13 protein-coding genes are annotated in these 13,690 nt (G+C 65.3%); 4 read left to right on the forward strand and 9 right to left on the reverse strand.

The window, feature by feature from the left end; all coding sequences use genetic code 11:
* Positions 1-2: 2 nt before the first annotated feature.
* The gene (locus ACSQ89_RS32710) at positions 3-878 is read right to left on the reverse strand and encodes a hypothetical protein (RefSeq protein WP_436294675.1); all 876 of its coding nucleotides are present in this window, start codon (positions 876-878) and stop codon (positions 3-5) included.
* A gap of 136 nt (positions 879-1,014) precedes the next feature.
* Between ACSQ89_RS32710 and ACSQ89_RS32715 the strand changes: the two genes are divergently transcribed.
* Entirely contained in the window at positions 1,015-1,743 is a 729-nt protein-coding gene (locus ACSQ89_RS32715) for a Crp/Fnr family transcriptional regulator (protein WP_436294676.1), read from the forward strand.
* On the opposite strand, the gene ACSQ89_RS32720 is transcribed toward ACSQ89_RS32715, so the two are convergent.
* A complete protein-coding gene (locus ACSQ89_RS32720; RefSeq protein ID WP_170855734.1) occupies positions 1,737-1,886 on the reverse strand; it encodes a hypothetical protein in 150 nt (49 codons plus the stop codon). The genes ACSQ89_RS32715 and ACSQ89_RS32720 overlap by 7 nt on opposite strands.
* A 30-nt stretch (positions 1,887-1,916) precedes the next feature.
* Between ACSQ89_RS32720 and ACSQ89_RS32725 the strand changes: the two genes are divergently transcribed.
* The gene (locus ACSQ89_RS32725) at positions 1,917-2,075 is read left to right on the forward strand and encodes a hypothetical protein (RefSeq protein WP_436296852.1); all 159 of its coding nucleotides are present in this window, start codon (positions 1,917-1,919) and stop codon (positions 2,073-2,075) included.
* A gap of 18 nt (positions 2,076-2,093) precedes the next feature.
* Here ACSQ89_RS32725 and ACSQ89_RS32730 read toward each other — a convergent pair whose 3' ends face one another.
* Together ACSQ89_RS32730 and ACSQ89_RS32735 are read right to left on the reverse strand one after the other, a co-directional pair.
* On the reverse strand, positions 2,094-4,556 hold the full coding sequence (locus ACSQ89_RS32730; protein WP_436294677.1) for a response regulator: 2,463 nt from the start codon (positions 4,554-4,556) through the stop codon (positions 2,094-2,096).
* Complete coding sequence (locus tag ACSQ89_RS32735) at positions 4,553-6,256, reverse strand: SpoIIE family protein phosphatase (RefSeq protein WP_436294678.1); 1,704 nt, start codon at positions 6,254-6,256, stop codon at positions 4,553-4,555. The genes ACSQ89_RS32730 and ACSQ89_RS32735 overlap by 4 nt, the downstream gene beginning before the upstream one ends.
* A gap of 467 nt (positions 6,257-6,723) precedes the next feature.
* Here ACSQ89_RS32735 and ACSQ89_RS32740 point away from each other — a divergent pair, with 467 nt between their 5' ends.
* Positions 6,724-7,197, forward strand: a complete 474-nt coding sequence (locus ACSQ89_RS32740; RefSeq protein WP_436294679.1) for an SET domain-containing protein — start codon at positions 6,724-6,726, stop codon at positions 7,195-7,197.
* A gap of 456 nt (positions 7,198-7,653) precedes the next feature.
* Here ACSQ89_RS32740 and ACSQ89_RS32745 read toward each other — a convergent pair whose 3' ends face one another.
* Positions 7,654-9,435, reverse strand: a complete 1,782-nt coding sequence (locus ACSQ89_RS32745; RefSeq protein WP_436296001.1) for an IS1634 family transposase — start codon at positions 9,433-9,435, stop codon at positions 7,654-7,656.
* A 151-nt stretch (positions 9,436-9,586) separates the two neighbouring features.
* Positions 9,587-9,742, reverse strand: a complete 156-nt coding sequence (locus ACSQ89_RS32750; protein ID WP_436296853.1) for a hypothetical protein — start codon at positions 9,740-9,742, stop codon at positions 9,587-9,589.
* A gap of 252 nt (positions 9,743-9,994) precedes the next feature.
* On the opposite strand from ACSQ89_RS32750, the gene ACSQ89_RS32755 reads away from it, so the two are divergent.
* Positions 9,995-10,339: a hypothetical protein gene (locus ACSQ89_RS32755; protein ID WP_093110330.1), complete on the forward strand. Its 345-nt coding sequence runs from the start codon at positions 9,995-9,997 to the stop codon at positions 10,337-10,339.
* Between the two features lie 117 nt (positions 10,340-10,456).
* Here the strand turns inward: ACSQ89_RS32755 and ACSQ89_RS32760 are convergent, their stop codons facing one another.
* The 3 genes from ACSQ89_RS32760 to ACSQ89_RS32770 form a co-directional block, all read right to left on the reverse strand.
* The gene (locus ACSQ89_RS32760; protein ID WP_093110329.1) at positions 10,457-10,888 is read right to left on the reverse strand and encodes a YybH family protein; all 432 of its coding nucleotides are present in this window, start codon (positions 10,886-10,888) and stop codon (positions 10,457-10,459) included.
* Positions 10,889-11,332: 444 nt separating this feature from the next.
* Entirely contained in the window at positions 11,333-12,451 is a 1,119-nt protein-coding gene (locus tag ACSQ89_RS32765) for a hypothetical protein (RefSeq protein ID WP_436296854.1), read from the reverse strand.
* 12 nt (positions 12,452-12,463) lie between these two features.
* Positions 12,464-13,423 (reverse strand): hypothetical protein, encoded by a 960-nt coding sequence (locus tag ACSQ89_RS32770; RefSeq protein ID WP_093110327.1) that lies wholly within the window; start codon positions 13,421-13,423, stop codon positions 12,464-12,466.
* Between the last annotated feature and the right edge of the window lie 267 nt (positions 13,424-13,690).

Genomic DNA, 13,690 nt, shown 5'->3' on the forward strand with positions numbered 1-13,690 from the left:
CATCAGTATCGAAGGAGCGAGGATTCGTGCCTTGATATGGCGCAAGAACCGGCGCGGGAGGACCCCTGAGTCCGGGCCGCCGCGAGCGCGCCCGAATTGACTTTGACGATCGTCTCGAGCAGTTCGGTTTGCATCATGCAGCGATGGTTTTCCGAACACCGAAGCACGTCCAGCGGGCCGGCCGGCCCGCATAGCGACCAGTGGGGACCATGGGTCGCATCGACCACGAAGGTCGCGTCCTCCGATCCCGCTTGCGGGCGTTCTTCGGTGCGCATCTCGAAGCCCATCGCCCGCGCAGCCGGCAGGAAGGCGCGTGCCCGCGCCGTCGTCGGGTCGCCGAGGAACCGGATCGATGCGCCTGGCGCCGGCCGATGCTCGCAGAGCGTCATGAGATCCGCCAGCGCCCTTACCGGATGATGGTCCAGGCCCAGTCCCTCGTAGACCGGGACGCCCGCCTCCTGCTCGATCTGGCGCACGGAGGCCGGAGCCAGCGTTCCGCAGTCGATGGCGTCGTACATGCGCCCCAGCATCCGGGCCAGGCCGCGAAGATCGTCCTTTGCCGACGCCGAGCCGGCCGGATCGGTGAACCGGACTTCGGAAACCCGCGCGCCCAGTTCCTGCGCGGCGCGATTGAGGGCCGACGTCTCCTCGCCGGGCGGGGTGTCCAGCAGCAGCGCCAGGTTCTTGCCGTGCAGCGGCTTGCCGATCGTGCCAGCTCGGGCGTCCTCACGCAGGCGCCGGGCGGCCGCAAAGATCGCCAGGATGTCTTCCGCGGCCGGCGGCTCGCCGGCGCACCCGCGGTGAGAAGGAATGGAGAGAACGGATTCCACATCAGCGAAGGTATTGCCTGCTGCGATCGAGGCCTTGATCGCCGTCAACAATCCGTCATCCTGCAGCCGTCGATACCGGCCGGATACCAAGCATTCACCCACTGTTACCGAGGGGCGACCGCATTGGCGCTGCTGTTGCAGTGGCCTTCTAAGCTTCAAGCCATCGATCTGCGAGGAACAAGTGATGACCGAAGCGACATGCGCTCCCCAAGACAACCGGCGTGCCGTCCGGCGCATCTCCGACATGCTGCAACTGCTGCAGGACAGCCTGCCGATCCAGCGGCGCATCGTCCGCGCAGGCGACACGGTCTACCAGGTGGGACAGAAGTTCGGCTGCCTCTACGTCGTGAACTCGGGCTTCTTCAAGATGGTCAACCTGTCGAGCGAAGGGCGCGAGCAGGTGGTCGGTCTTCATTTCAAGGGCGACTGGCTGGGCCTCGACGGGATCGCCATGTCACGGTATGGCTGCGACGCGGTCGCGATGGACACCGGCGAGGTCTGGGCCATCCGCTACGACGCGCTGCTGCAGGCAGCCCTTCGCACGCCCGCGCTGCTGACCGCGCTGCATGAGGCCATGAGCCGCGAACTCACGCGCGATCACGATTCGATGCTGTCCTTGTGCACGCTGCCCGCCGACGCCCGCGTGGCCGGTTTCCTGCGCTACTGGGCCGACGCGCTCGCACAGCGCGGCCTGCGCACCGACCAGATCACGCTGCGCATGACGCGCGCCGAGATCGGCAACTACCTCGGCATGACGCTGGAGAGCGTGAGCCGTGCGCTGTCGCGACTGGCGCGTGGCGACGTGATCCGCTTCACCGAGAAGGGTCGGCGCGACATCCATATCCCGCAGGTGGAGGCGCTGACGGGCTTCATGCGCGCCGTCGCGCCGCCGAGCGTCGTGGCGCTTCACTGAGCAGCGCTCAGGACCCGCGCACGCTCGAGTTCGCTGCGCGTGTAGGGCTTGCGCGGCAGGTCCCAGCCCAGCGGCTCGTCGAGCAGTCCGCTCGAATAGCCGAACATCAGCAGCATCGGCAGGCTGGGCAGCCGCGTGCGCACAGAACGTGTCTACAAGCTCGAGATCGGAAAATGGCGCTCTACCGCGGTGAAGGTCCGTATTGCGAGCGCATCCATGAGGCGGCGCTTGTCAATTTCGGTTTCCCGTGGAGGCACGACCGCGCCATTCCTTCACAACCCGGATCGTCGTCCGGAGACAGCGTGACTGGCGAATGCGGCAAACGTTTTTGAACGGAAGGGACTTGCCCGTCAAGACGTTCCCTTGCGCCCCTCGAAATAAGCGGCCAAGCGCATCCGTTCCTGCTCGAACGCCGACATGCCGGCGAGGACCGCCTTCCAGTCGCCTATGCGGCTGGCGCGCTCGATGTTCTCGCATGCGGCCGCGAACGCGAGCGCCCCGACCATCTTGCTGGCGCCCGCCATGCGGTGGGCGAACTGGGTGACCTGGGCAACGTCGTCGACGGCCACCGCCTGCCTGAGTCCGGCCGAGTCGTCCTCGCAGGTTCGCCGGAAGGCCGCAAGAACCTCGCCCACCATCGACGCGTCGCCACCGCATGTCGCCGTGAGGAGCGCCTCGTCGATCGGGCTGACGCAGGGGGCGGCCTCCGGGCTTGAGCCGGCGGGAGCGGCGGGCGGCGAGGGGGCCTGGGGAAGCGGCAGCCATCGATCGAGCTTTTCGATCAGCTGCGCCAGTTCCACCGGCTTGACCAGGAAGTCGTCCATGCCGGCGGCGAAGCAGGCCTCGGCCTCCCCCTGCAGCGCGTTGGCGGTGCAGGCGACGATCGGCACGCGCTCGCGCCCTGCGTCGGATTCCAGAGCGCGGATGCTGCGCGCCAGTTCGTAGCCGTCGATGTGGGGCATGTGGCAGTCGGTGATGACCAGCCCGAAGCGACCCGACTTCCACATCTCCAGGGCCTGGACGCCGTCATCGGCGGTCTGGGCGGCATAGCCCAGCGTTCGCACCTGGCGCAGCAGCAACATGCGGTTGACGGGGTGGTCATCCACCAGCAGCACCAACGTTCCTTCCGTCTCGGCCTGCGCGGTGCCGGGAGCCATGCGGCGCATGGCCGTGGCCGCCGGAAGAGGGCGTGCGCTGTCGGCGTCGCTGCCTGGCGGGGGCTCGGCGACCGGCAGCGACAGTTCCAGGGTGATCGTCGTGCCCTTGCCCGGCGCGCTTTCCAGGCTGATCGAGCCGCCCATCATCTGCGCCAGCTGCCGGGAGATGACCAGCCCCAGGCCGGTGCCACCCGGCCGCCGCCGCGCCTCGTCACCGTCCGCCTGGCTGAACGGCTGAAACAGGCGCTGCTGGTCTTCGGGCGAGATGCCGATGCCGGTGTCCTTCACCTCGAAGCGCAGGTTGTCCTGTCCGTCTGAGCGCCCCAGCCATTGCACGTTGATGTCGATCCAGCCCTCGGAGGTGAACTTGATCGCGTTGCTGACGAAGTTGTTGAGGATCTGGCGCAGGCGCACCGGATCGACCCGCAGCGCCGCACTGATGCGCGGGTCGACCATCCGCCGGACGATCAGGCCCTTGCTGCTGGCATTGCCCAGATAGATGCTCTGCACCTCCTCGATCAAGCGCTTGATCGAGACGACTTCGGGGCGGACCTCCAGCTTGCCGGCCTCGATCTTCGAGAAATCGAGGATGTCGTCGATGATGCGCAGCAGCGACCGGCTCGATTCCCGCACCAGCCCGAGCGTCTCGCGCTGCTCGGCGTCCAGCTCGGTCAGGCTCAGGAGTTCCAGCATGCCCAGCATGCCGTTCATGGGTGTCCTGATCTCGTGACTCATGGTGGCCAGGAAGGTGCCCTTGGCGCGGTTGGCGGCTTCCACCTCCGAGCTGCGCTGCGCCAGGGCCGCATTCAGCCGCTCGATTTCACGCTCCTTCTTCTTCCTCTCCGTCACGTCTTCCGTCATGGTCAGCACGTAGCGCGGCTGGCCGGCCTCGTCGAGGATCGGGATCTTCTTCGCGTGGAGGACGTGCACGCTGCCATCGCGCGTATGCAGGGTCCCCTCGGGGATGTCCACTTCCCGGCCGAGCGCCAGCGCCTCCTTGTCCTTGGCCGTGAAGAAGTCGGCCTCCTCCTTGGAACTGACGAACTCGTAAGCCGTCTTGCCCAGCAACTCCTGCTGGCTGCGCCCCGTCATCTCCTCCATGCTGCGGTTGACGCGGACGACCTTCAAGTCGGTGGCGTCCTTGACCATGACCTGATAGGGAATGTGATGGATCACCGAGTTCAGGAACGCGTTGGCTGTTTCCAGTTCGGCGGTGCGCAGGCGCACGCGCGCCTCCAGGTCGGCGTTCAGGGCACGCAGGTCATCTTCCACCCGGCGCAGCGCCGCTCTTTGCCTTTGTTCGGCGAGCGCGCGCCGAATCGAGAAACCCAGGCGCCGCAAGCGCTGCTTGAGGACGTAGTCCGTGGCGCCGGCCTTCATGCAATCCACCGCCTCGTCCTCGGTCAACGCAGTGGCAATCACGATCAGCGGAAGCTCCGGCTGCTGCTGCACCTGGCGCAGCAGCTCCAGGCCGCCGACTTCGTAGTCGGACAGCACCAGGTCGAAAGTTTGCCGCTGCAGGGCGGAGACGAAGTCCTCCCTGGTTTGCACCCACACGGTGTCACAGCCAAGGTTCTCGTCCTGCAGCCTGCCCCGGATGCGCTCCGCATCGGCCGGGTCGTCCTCGAGATGCAGCAATCGAATGGCAGCGGTCATCTCGGCCCGTCCTGTTCGCCACGCAGCGACTCGACGACGTCCCTGAACTCCTCGCGGTTGCGCTCGCTCAGCGCGGAGAGGGCCTCGTGCGCCTGCAGGATCCGCTTCTGCACCACGGCCTGGTCGCCCCCCGTACCCAGCGCGTAGAGCTCGGGCGCGGCGGGAATGTCCTCGCGCATCGCGGCCAGCACCTGCTGCATGCTCAGTTCCTCGAACAGGGCGTGCACGGCCGGTGTCACCCCCGCGAGCACCACGCCGCCCCGGGCGACCAGCTCGTGCACCGTGCCGAGGCAGGTGCTGTCCATGTACTCGCAGCCGGAGAAGTCCAGCACCAGGGGGCGTCCCCCGTCCAGCACGGCCAGGGCCGTTTCATGGAAGGCATCGCAATGCATCCAGCTGGCCCGGCCGCGCAGCGCAAGGTAGGCGGCATCGACTGTTTCGCCGTAGAACACCGCCTCGCCCTCGGGCCGCGGGGCGCCGGAAGCGGCAGCCGCGGGGAGCTCGGCGCCATTGTCGAACGAGGAGGCGCCCGCGTGCGCGTCGATGAGCAGGATGGTCACGTCATCCCGGTCCGCTCCCGCCGGCGCGTCACCGTGAAGCTGCGCCATCGCCTCCTGCGCACTGGAGAGCGGCTTGGCGAGCACCTGCTGCAGCAGTTCCAGCTCGCGCTCCGACCCGGAGGGCAGGAGCCCGTCGGTGTAGAAGAGGATCCGGTCGCCCGCCAGGAGCTGGAGACGCTCCTGCGCGAAGTGCGCGTCCGGCGCCAGCCCGAGCGCGGGCCCCATGCGGCGGATCAGGCGCGTTTCCCGGCCCTCGCGCGCGTGCAGCACGGGCGGATGGCCCGCGGATGCCAGCGTGAGGCTCGCGTCCGACGTATCCAGCAGGCCGAAGACGGCCGTCAGGAACAGTCCCGGCGCGGCGTGCGTCTCGCAGATCGAGCGGTTCACCGCGGCCAATACCTCCGCCGGCGGCAGCGCGAGGCCCGTCGCCGGGTCCACCAGGACCAGCCGCTGCTTGAACAGCACCGAGAGCATTGCCGAGGTGACCCCGTGGCCGGTGGCGTCGGCCAGGTAGAAGGCGAGGTGCCGCTCGCCCAGCCGGACCACGTCGTAGAGGTCGCCGCCCACATGCTGCCCCGGGCGGTAGACCGCCTGGATGCAATAGCCCTCCATGGGGGGCGGGCTGCGCGGCAGCAAGGCGCGCTGGATCACCTCCGCCCGCTCGAGGTCGCGGCGCAGCACCGCGGAGGTCTCCTGAAGTTCGCAGACCTTGCGCTGTAGCTCCCGGTGCAACCGCTCGCGTTCAGCCAGCAGTTGCCGCCGCTCCAGCGCGTTGCGCACCGCAACCCCCATCTCTTCCGAGCGCGGCGACTTCGGCAGGAAGTCGAACGCCCCCAGCCGGATCGCGGCCACCGCCGAGTCGAAGGTCTCCAGCCCCGAAAGGACGATCCACATGGTGTCCGGCACTGCCTCGCGTCCCCAGCGCAGCAATTCCAGGCCGTCCATCCGGGGCATCATGATGTCCGTCAGCACCAGGGCGACGTCCGGGTGCTCCCGCAGGACCTCCTGCGCCGCGATTCCGTCGGCAGCCTCCAGGACCGGAGCGCAGCCGAAGCTTTCCAAAGCCAGCTTCACCATCAGTCGGGCCACCGGCTCGTCGTCTACCACCAGCGCGACGGGAGGGACAGGGTCGAGGTTCATCACATCCCCTAGCAGCGAGTGTGCCGTGCAAGAAAGAATTCTCCGAGCCGGCGGGCGCGATTGCAAGCCACTGACGCACAGGCAGCGGCGCCGCGATCGCGTTCGGATGTGGCAGCCGGCATCAGCGCGGGGCTGCCTCGAGAAGGACGGCAGAAGGGGACGCGCCAACGATCGTCATCAGCCGCTTGACATCAGATCGTCGGGTGCGCGCCGCCAGCGAGCCGCTACGAAGACTTTGTGCTTGAGGGCAGGAGCATCCGAATGGATGTGCATGATTGGCTGGCGAGGCGGCTGCCGAAGGGGTCTCTGCTCAATTGAGTTGGGGTCATGAGCGGTGCCGGGAAGTTCGCCTCAAAAGGGCGTCTCGATCGAGACGCCTTTTTTCTTGGACCTCAGCTTGTGAAAATCTGCTCGGCGCTCGTTCGCGGCCTCGGCAAGTCTGGGCTCCACCTACAATTTCCATCCGCATGGCAAAGCTTCGCAAACACACATCTCCCACCCCTTGTGTCAGGGTGGCGCCCAGTGGCGTCCACGGCCTGGGCGCCTTTGCAACGCGCGCGTTGCCCGCCTTCGCATTGCTGGGCCTCTACGAAGGCCGGCGCTACTCACCGCAGGAAGTCGCCGCCAGAACCTGGGATGATCAGCTCACTTACCTGTTCACCTTGTCCAATCAGGAAACCATCGATGGTGCCAAAGGCGGCAATGGCACTCGTCACCTGAACCACGCCTGCGACCCGAACTGCGAGGCGGTCGAGGAGTACGACGACGCAGGCCAGCTACTGCTGAAGTTCCAGACAATCGTCCCTGTAGAGGCAGGGGACGAGTTGTTCATCGACTATTGCCTGACAGCGGATGACGGCTCGCCGCCCTCAGACTATCCCTGCCGTTGCGGCTCTTCGAATTGCCGTGGCACGATGCTCGCCCCTGTCGAAACCAGCTGAATCCGGCGATCTGTCTGCCGACGCGCAGGTCATTGCCCGCGAGACCGCGCGACATCAAAAAGCTTCCGAACCCCGTTCCAGCGCATGCTGAGCGGCAAGCAAGTGCACTGCCACGCAGCCTCGCATCCGCTCTTCGTCCTCGTCGAAGTGCGTGAACGAAGGCCGGTCCTCAAGGTGTCATGGGCATGCCGCCGACCATGGGCGCAGCCATTCGAGTCATCACGCCCGAGCCGGTTGCGCTACCGCACATGATGGGGGGTCAAGCTTCCTCCCCTTGGCGCGTCCCGGGGGGGGTCACGGCGAGCAGCAAAACCGCCTTGGCTGAATGACGGCAGCGAGCTCGCCCCGTGGCGGGAACTTCGCAAAGTCTGAGGACCCTAGCCCGTCTTTCTCAACTGGCAGGTGCGAAGCCGGCTAAGTGCTTGATTTGATTCAGCACGAGCTCGAAGGTCTCCACTACAGCGGGATGGGTTGGGCAGTGATGCGGGCGTGTTTGGCAGTGATCTTCGGCGGGGGTTGATCGGGCAGCTTCAGCCGCAGCAGGTCCAGCAGCATGCGGTGATCGGCCTCGGGCTGGGTATATCGCGACAGCACGAGCTCTCTGCCGTCGGTGGTGGGCAGGTGCACGTCCACCATCTGCATGGTCTTGAACTTGGCGATGACCTCCGCAGGCGTGATGCCGTGCGCCAGGCGCTTGAGTTGGGCCTTCAAGGTGACCTGCAGGCAGTAGGCGAGGAAGGCCACGAAGATGTGGGCCTCGATGCGCTTCTCGCTGGAGTGGTAGATCGGGCGTACGGCCAGGTCGTGCTTGAGCTCCTTGAACGCCTGCTCGACCTCGGTGAGCTGGATGTAGAACGTCCACAGCTGCGCGGGATCGTGCGCTGCGAGGTTGGTGCGCAGCAGATAGCGCCCTTCACGGCGGCGCACCTGGCGCAGCCGGGCGCGATCGAGTTCGAACTCGAAGGATGCTGTCTTGGAACTGCTGCTGGCCTCGGGCAGCTGAACCGTGACCAGATGGGCGGCGCGCCCGGCGTCGTGCTTGGCTGCGCCGAGCTTCATGAGCAGTTGATCGCGCGTGAGCGCCTGGCCCTGCAAGGCCTGCAGGCGCTGCACGTAGCGGCGCAGGCGGCGTTGCCGCATCGCACGCTCCTTGTCGATGCGTGCTGCACTTTGCGCCAGCACGTAGGTGTCTTCGTCACCGGCCAGGCGCTTGACATCGACGCCTTCGCGCACGCGCTGCCACGGCTGTGCGAGGAAGCCTTGCTCGAGCTTGCTCAGCCGCCCCTTGGGGGTGCCCACGAGATACGACGCTCCCATGCGGCGCATCTGTGCCAGGCTGTCTTCGGTGGGCACGCCGCGGTCCATCACCCAGATCCGGTTGGCTCGGCCGTAGCGCTGCTCGATGCGATCGAGGAAGTCGCCAAGCGTCGTTGAGTCGGCCGTGTTGCCCGAGAGCACCTCGTAGCTCAGCGGGAAGCCTTCAGGGGTGACGATCAGCGCGATCACCACCTGGCGGCAGTCGCCTCGCTTGTCGCGGCTGTAGCCGTACTGGCGCTTGTCGTGCTCGCTGCGCTGCGCATCGCTCTCGAAGTAGGTGCTGGTCAGGTCGTACAGCAGCACGTCGAACTTCGCGCCGAACAGCTCGCCCCAGCGCCGGCACAGGAACTTGAACAGTTCGTCCTTGTGCGCTGTGAGCTTGTCCAGGCAACGGTACAGCGTGTTCTTCTCGGCCAACGCGAAGTCGGCGTGCAGCAGATCGGCCATCGCGCTGGCGTCGAACCAGTGACGGTGCAAGCGCCATTCACTGCCAGGATCGATCAGCCGGTAGGCCACCAGCGTTTGCAGCACCTGCAGCCACGGGGTGCCTTCGCGCGAGGGCGGCAGCCGAGCGCTCCAGAAGGCGTCGAGTTCGAGTTGCTGCCACAACACGCATGACAGCCAGCACGCGCCCCACTGGCGCGGGCGTTCGAGGCGCAGTTCGTCCAGACGGATACCCACCGCATTCGCGTCATCGGCGGGCATCGAGCCGGCCGGGAACAGCGCCACTTGGCGCCTGGTTCCCTCGTCGTGCACTTCGATGGTCTTGCGCCAGGCTTCGCGCTGGCTCGCGTTGATCTCGCCCAGGTAGAGCACCTGCCTTTGCACCACACGACCATCGGCCAGTCGGCGGTTCTCCACCACGCTCCAGTAATCGTGCGTCTTGCCGTCCTTCAGGCGTCGGTTGCAGCGCAGAAACATGCGCCGCAGTTTAGGAACCGCTCGCCCGCACGCCAAGGACCAAGGTCTCCACCACAAGCGTTTTGCCGCGTCACCCCTATACGCATCAAGCACTTGCGTCGCTCAACACCCCCAAAATCGTCGAAATCGGGGTTGAGTTGAGAAAGATGGGCTAGATTTCCTTCAAGACCTCTGCGCCCGGCGCCGTCATGCTGGGTTTGAACTCGGTCACATCCTTCCGAGCACCTGCGTTCTGCACGAAACGGTCAGCCTCGAGCTCCTTGCGGTCGCCTGAACGCGCGAGGATCACGCCGCCCTTGCGGGGCACTCGGGCGCAGCGTGAGGAAGGCGCCCGGCCGCCAGGCGCAGCGTCCGCGCATCCTGAACCTGGAGGCGGTCGACACAGCAATAGGCATGAGTCCTTTCAGGGCGCGTCGGTGATGCCTCATGGAAGTCTTCAGCCGGCGCGCCAGTGCTTACTGAATGCGCCATACCCATGCGACGCGCGCCTTGGCGCGCGGGGTCGAACTGACAATCGTGCGCGACAATCTGCGCCGCGACTCGCTGGTAACTTTGACCCATGGACCTCACGCTACAGTTCGTATCTCTGGACGGCTTCACCCGGGCTGATTGCCCAACCGAGGATGACGCGTCGCTTGTGTTTCCCCACGTGGCGATCACTGAGCGAAAGATCGCCGGCGTTCACACCGCGATGCTGCAGGCCTCCGATCACCAGAGTTGGGGAGGGCAGTTCGTCCGGTACATCCGCACTGTCTACCAAGCGCAGGGAAGCTCGCCTGCCGCAGCTGGACGCTGCACCGTGTACGGATTTCCTACCGAGGGCGATCGCGACGCATTCTGCGATCTGACCAGAGCAACCCCTGGCAAGTTCTTGCGAGCCATTGCCCAGAGGCATTCGGCCTGAGTATCCGCTGCTCCAGTCAGGTCACAAGTGCGTGAATTCATTGCAGCCCTACTTTGCGTTTGCCCCAGATTCACGGACTCCCGGCTTAACAGGACGCTCAGACCCGCCTACATGGGGTTATCGGCTGATGACCGACGATGCCGGCCTCGGGGTCGTGATCGGGTCAGCGTGCCGATGAACGAGCTTCCACGCACCCTGCTCCAACCGAAATAAGCTGGTAACGCGTACTGCGACCGCGACGAGTTCCTCGGCACCTCCAACCTTGGTTCGGCCGCGCTCTACCTCGACAACGCACGCGAGTCCGTCCGAAACATATTTCGCTACGAGTTCGACGCCGGTGCCCTCTCCGTCGCGGTAGTGCGACGCGGCGCCCTCCAGGGTTGCCTCAACCTGCTTCCGACCGCGCGCGTACGGGCCGAATGGATTGCCCAGAGTCACGTCTTCCGTATGGGAATACAGCGCCTTGTAAAGGCTAGGGTCGCCTTTTAGGATCGCGCTCAGAGCAGCGTGGCTCTGTTCAATTGCACTGTCGAGGTCATCCGACTTCATTTCACGACCCCTGTGTGAAGGCTTGCCTCGGTTGTTCGGCTACCCCCCGAAGCATTTTACCAAACGGATCGCGATTCGACGACCGCTCTTGTGCAAATCGCGCGTCCAGGTCGATAGACCGAATGACTGGGGATGGCCGAACTCGGTCTAGTTCCCCGGAGCTCCATGGGAGCCGACCTCGCGAAGAAAAGCACCAACGCGAGGCCGACGGCCCCGGGACTCAGCCCCTCCTGACACCGCAGGATCGGAGCAGCAAATGCTGGACCTCAGATGCCGATGCTCGAGGGACTGATGACATTCGGTACGCACCTGCCCCGCGTCGCAAAGTTCTTTTCTCTTGGTGCACACCCCGATGTCAGTTTTTCGATTGCGGGACTCCAACGCTGGGTCAGGATTGCATGGAAATCATCAGCGCTTCCCAAGGCACTACCTGGTGATGTCGCGTCAAGGTTTTCCTTTGGGCCTTCCCACTCTCTGGCTGATTTCCTGGCCGGCCGATTGAAGGATCATGTTGCGCGGATACTGTGCTGCGTACTGGTTGGAGGCCGAGACCAATCCCGCGGCCGGCGAGCCGAGGCGCGCGGAGGACAGAATCGAGGATGCCTCGGGCATCAACAGATAGGCCGTGATCTTGCGAGGATCGGTTCCGGGCAGGCTCAGTCTCGCAACGATCACGGCATCCACGTCGGTCCCCTGGGCGAGGCTTTCGATTTGGGCGCTGGCGCGCAGCCAGTGGGCGTATCTCACGGCGTCGGTGAGGCCGAAGTCTCCAGTGGCGCTGGCAAATCGGGGCTCGCTCTTGACGAGCAATTGCCCGATCTCATTCACCGAGCGGGTGGAGTAGCCCTTCAGGATCTTCGGATCGTCATGGATCGAGCCGGCCAGAATGTCGGCGGCATAGGAATTCGCCGAACTGCGGATCGCCGATAAAAGTTCATCCTGCACGCCCACAGGAGCCAGCCGTGCCATGTGGGCCAGTTCGCCGTAGTAGTCGTCCGCACTCAGGACGTGGGTTTCGAACGCGCTCTTGAGCAGCGCATCCGATCCCGGCAGATAGCCGATGCGCGAGAAGCTCAATGCGGCCGATCGCGCGACCTCCTTGTTCTTGTCGCCGATCAGGCTGCGCAGATCCAGCAGGATGTCGGCGTTGTAGCCGGTCGCATTGTCCGACGAGTACAGGCGGCCCAGGATGCGGGCCAGCGCAATCTTCTCTTCGTCGCTGATCCCCGCCTTCAGCAGCGCGCGCGCAGCCAGAGCCGATCGAGAGGTGAGCGGCACGCCCTGCGCGAAGATTCGGTCGAGCTCATTGCGTCCCTCGATGCCGGGCTTCGGGACATACGAGGCCAGGGAATTTTGCGAATCCTCTTTGCCCCTGGCGGCCCCGATCGCCGCCGCGTACCTTGCGGCGGCTGTGGACGGGCCGCCTCGATCGTCCCGGTGGAGTGCGGGCGCGGATGTACTTGGATACGACGCCGTCGACGCAACAGGTGGCGTCTTGAACCACCCCCAGATGATCCCGGCCAAGGCGATACCCGCGACTGCAAGGAGACCGGCCTTTTTCATGCCTGCCGCGCCTCAAAACCAGCCCTTCATGGTGTTGAAGAGCCTCGACGGCAGCATGACGCCGCTCTTGAGATCGCGATTGCGGTCCAGCCAGATTTGCGGAACCGGGTAGATCGACGGAATGCCTTCGTCATCGGCCGTCTTTTCATACAGATTCACGATGAATGTGTCGCAGCGGTACAGGCCCCGTTCGGCCGGACGGCCCCACATCAGCGGCTTGGCGCTCGTGTAGTGTTGACCGTAGGTGTAGTCGGCGCCGATGAGGTACGCCTGAAAGGCACGCTTGACCAACGCCATCCTGGCCCGCACATCCTCGAAGTCACCCGCTTGCAGGCACGCCGTCCTGAAGCATTTGTTCAGCAGATGGTTGGGATTGTTGGGAGAGGCCGTGCCCCAATATGCCGAACGCGCCTTGAAGCTGGCCAGGGATTCGTACTGGATGGCATTGCTGCCCTCATTCAGCACCTCGACGACGACACTGCCGTCGAACATGCCGGTGTGTCCCAGCGAACCCAGGCCGGAGATCGACAGGTCGCGCCCAACAACGTCGCCGGCCCATTGGGGATCGCCGGCGACGAGGTCAGCGCCGATGTGCCAGAGCGCTCTGCCGTTGCCATAGATGACCAGGTTGCCGTCATCCTGTGCTGCCAGGTACGCACCCGGGTTGCCGCTCGTTTGCGAGTTCCAGAGCGCCGCTCCGCTGCTGGTATACACCACGAGATTGCCATCGCCCTGCATTGGGGCGAACGCGCCGGGACTCTGCGTCTGGCTGTTCCAGCGCGGGGTCCAGTCAGATGTCCGGTAGTAGACAAGGTTTCCATCGCCCTGCATCACAAGGACGTAGCGGCCGTTGTCGGAACTGATGGATTGTCCAGGTGAAAGCGCTGTGTTGGGCGCCAGAATGCCGGCGCTGGTGAGACATGCGATGAGGGCCAGCGCGAGGGCACCCAGTGCCCGAAATAACGTCGCCATCACAACCTCCCCCGGGCATGGCTGCCCGCGCCGCGTTGCAATGCACCAGCGCGGATCGTCAAGGCGCTGGCCCCGGTCCCGCTTGTGAAGTGCGCCCAAGTGGGGCAGGCATTGTTCCGCGAAAAGCTGGCGTCCGCAAGCGCGACCGAGGGCAGATCAAATGGGCGGGCTGATCAAGGAGGCGGGAATCACTCCATGACCGTTCGCGCGAACATATTTTTTAGAGTGGACCCCGAAGGCATCCTCCGACACATCTGTTGGAACGTC

This window comes from Variovorax sp. LjRoot175 (genome assembly GCF_964253805.1).
GTDB lineage: Bacteria > Pseudomonadota > Gammaproteobacteria > Burkholderiales > Burkholderiaceae_C > Variovorax.

Coding starts and splice junctions, on each gene's coding strand:
- ACSQ89_RS32740 (WP_436294679.1), top strand. CDS start 6,724: ATGGCAAAGCTTCGCAAACACACATCTCCCACCCCTTGTGTCAGGGTG.
- ACSQ89_RS32745 (WP_436296001.1), bottom strand. CDS start 9,435: ATGTTTCTGCGCTGCAACCGACGCCTGAAGGACGGCAAGACGCACGAT.
- ACSQ89_RS32715 (WP_436294676.1), top strand. CDS start 1,015: ATGACCGAAGCGACATGCGCTCCCCAAGACAACCGGCGTGCCGTCCGG.
- ACSQ89_RS32760 (WP_093110329.1), bottom strand. CDS start 10,888: ATGAAGTCGGATGACCTCGACAGTGCAATTGAACAGAGCCACGCTGCT.
- ACSQ89_RS32730 (WP_436294677.1), bottom strand. CDS start 4,556: ATGACCGCTGCCATTCGATTGCTGCATCTCGAGGACGACCCGGCCGAT.
- ACSQ89_RS32735 (WP_436294678.1), bottom strand. CDS start 6,256: ATGAACCTCGACCCTGTCCCTCCCGTCGCGCTGGTGGTAGACGACGAG.
- ACSQ89_RS32755 (WP_093110330.1), top strand. CDS start 9,995: ATGGACCTCACGCTACAGTTCGTATCTCTGGACGGCTTCACCCGGGCT.
- ACSQ89_RS32725 (WP_436296852.1), top strand. CDS start 1,917: ATGGCGCTCTACCGCGGTGAAGGTCCGTATTGCGAGCGCATCCATGAG.
- ACSQ89_RS32765 (WP_436296854.1), bottom strand. CDS start 12,451: ATGAAAAAGGCCGGTCTCCTTGCAGTCGCGGGTATCGCCTTGGCCGGG.
- ACSQ89_RS32770 (WP_093110327.1), bottom strand. CDS start 13,423: ATGGCGACGTTATTTCGGGCACTGGGTGCCCTCGCGCTGGCCCTCATC.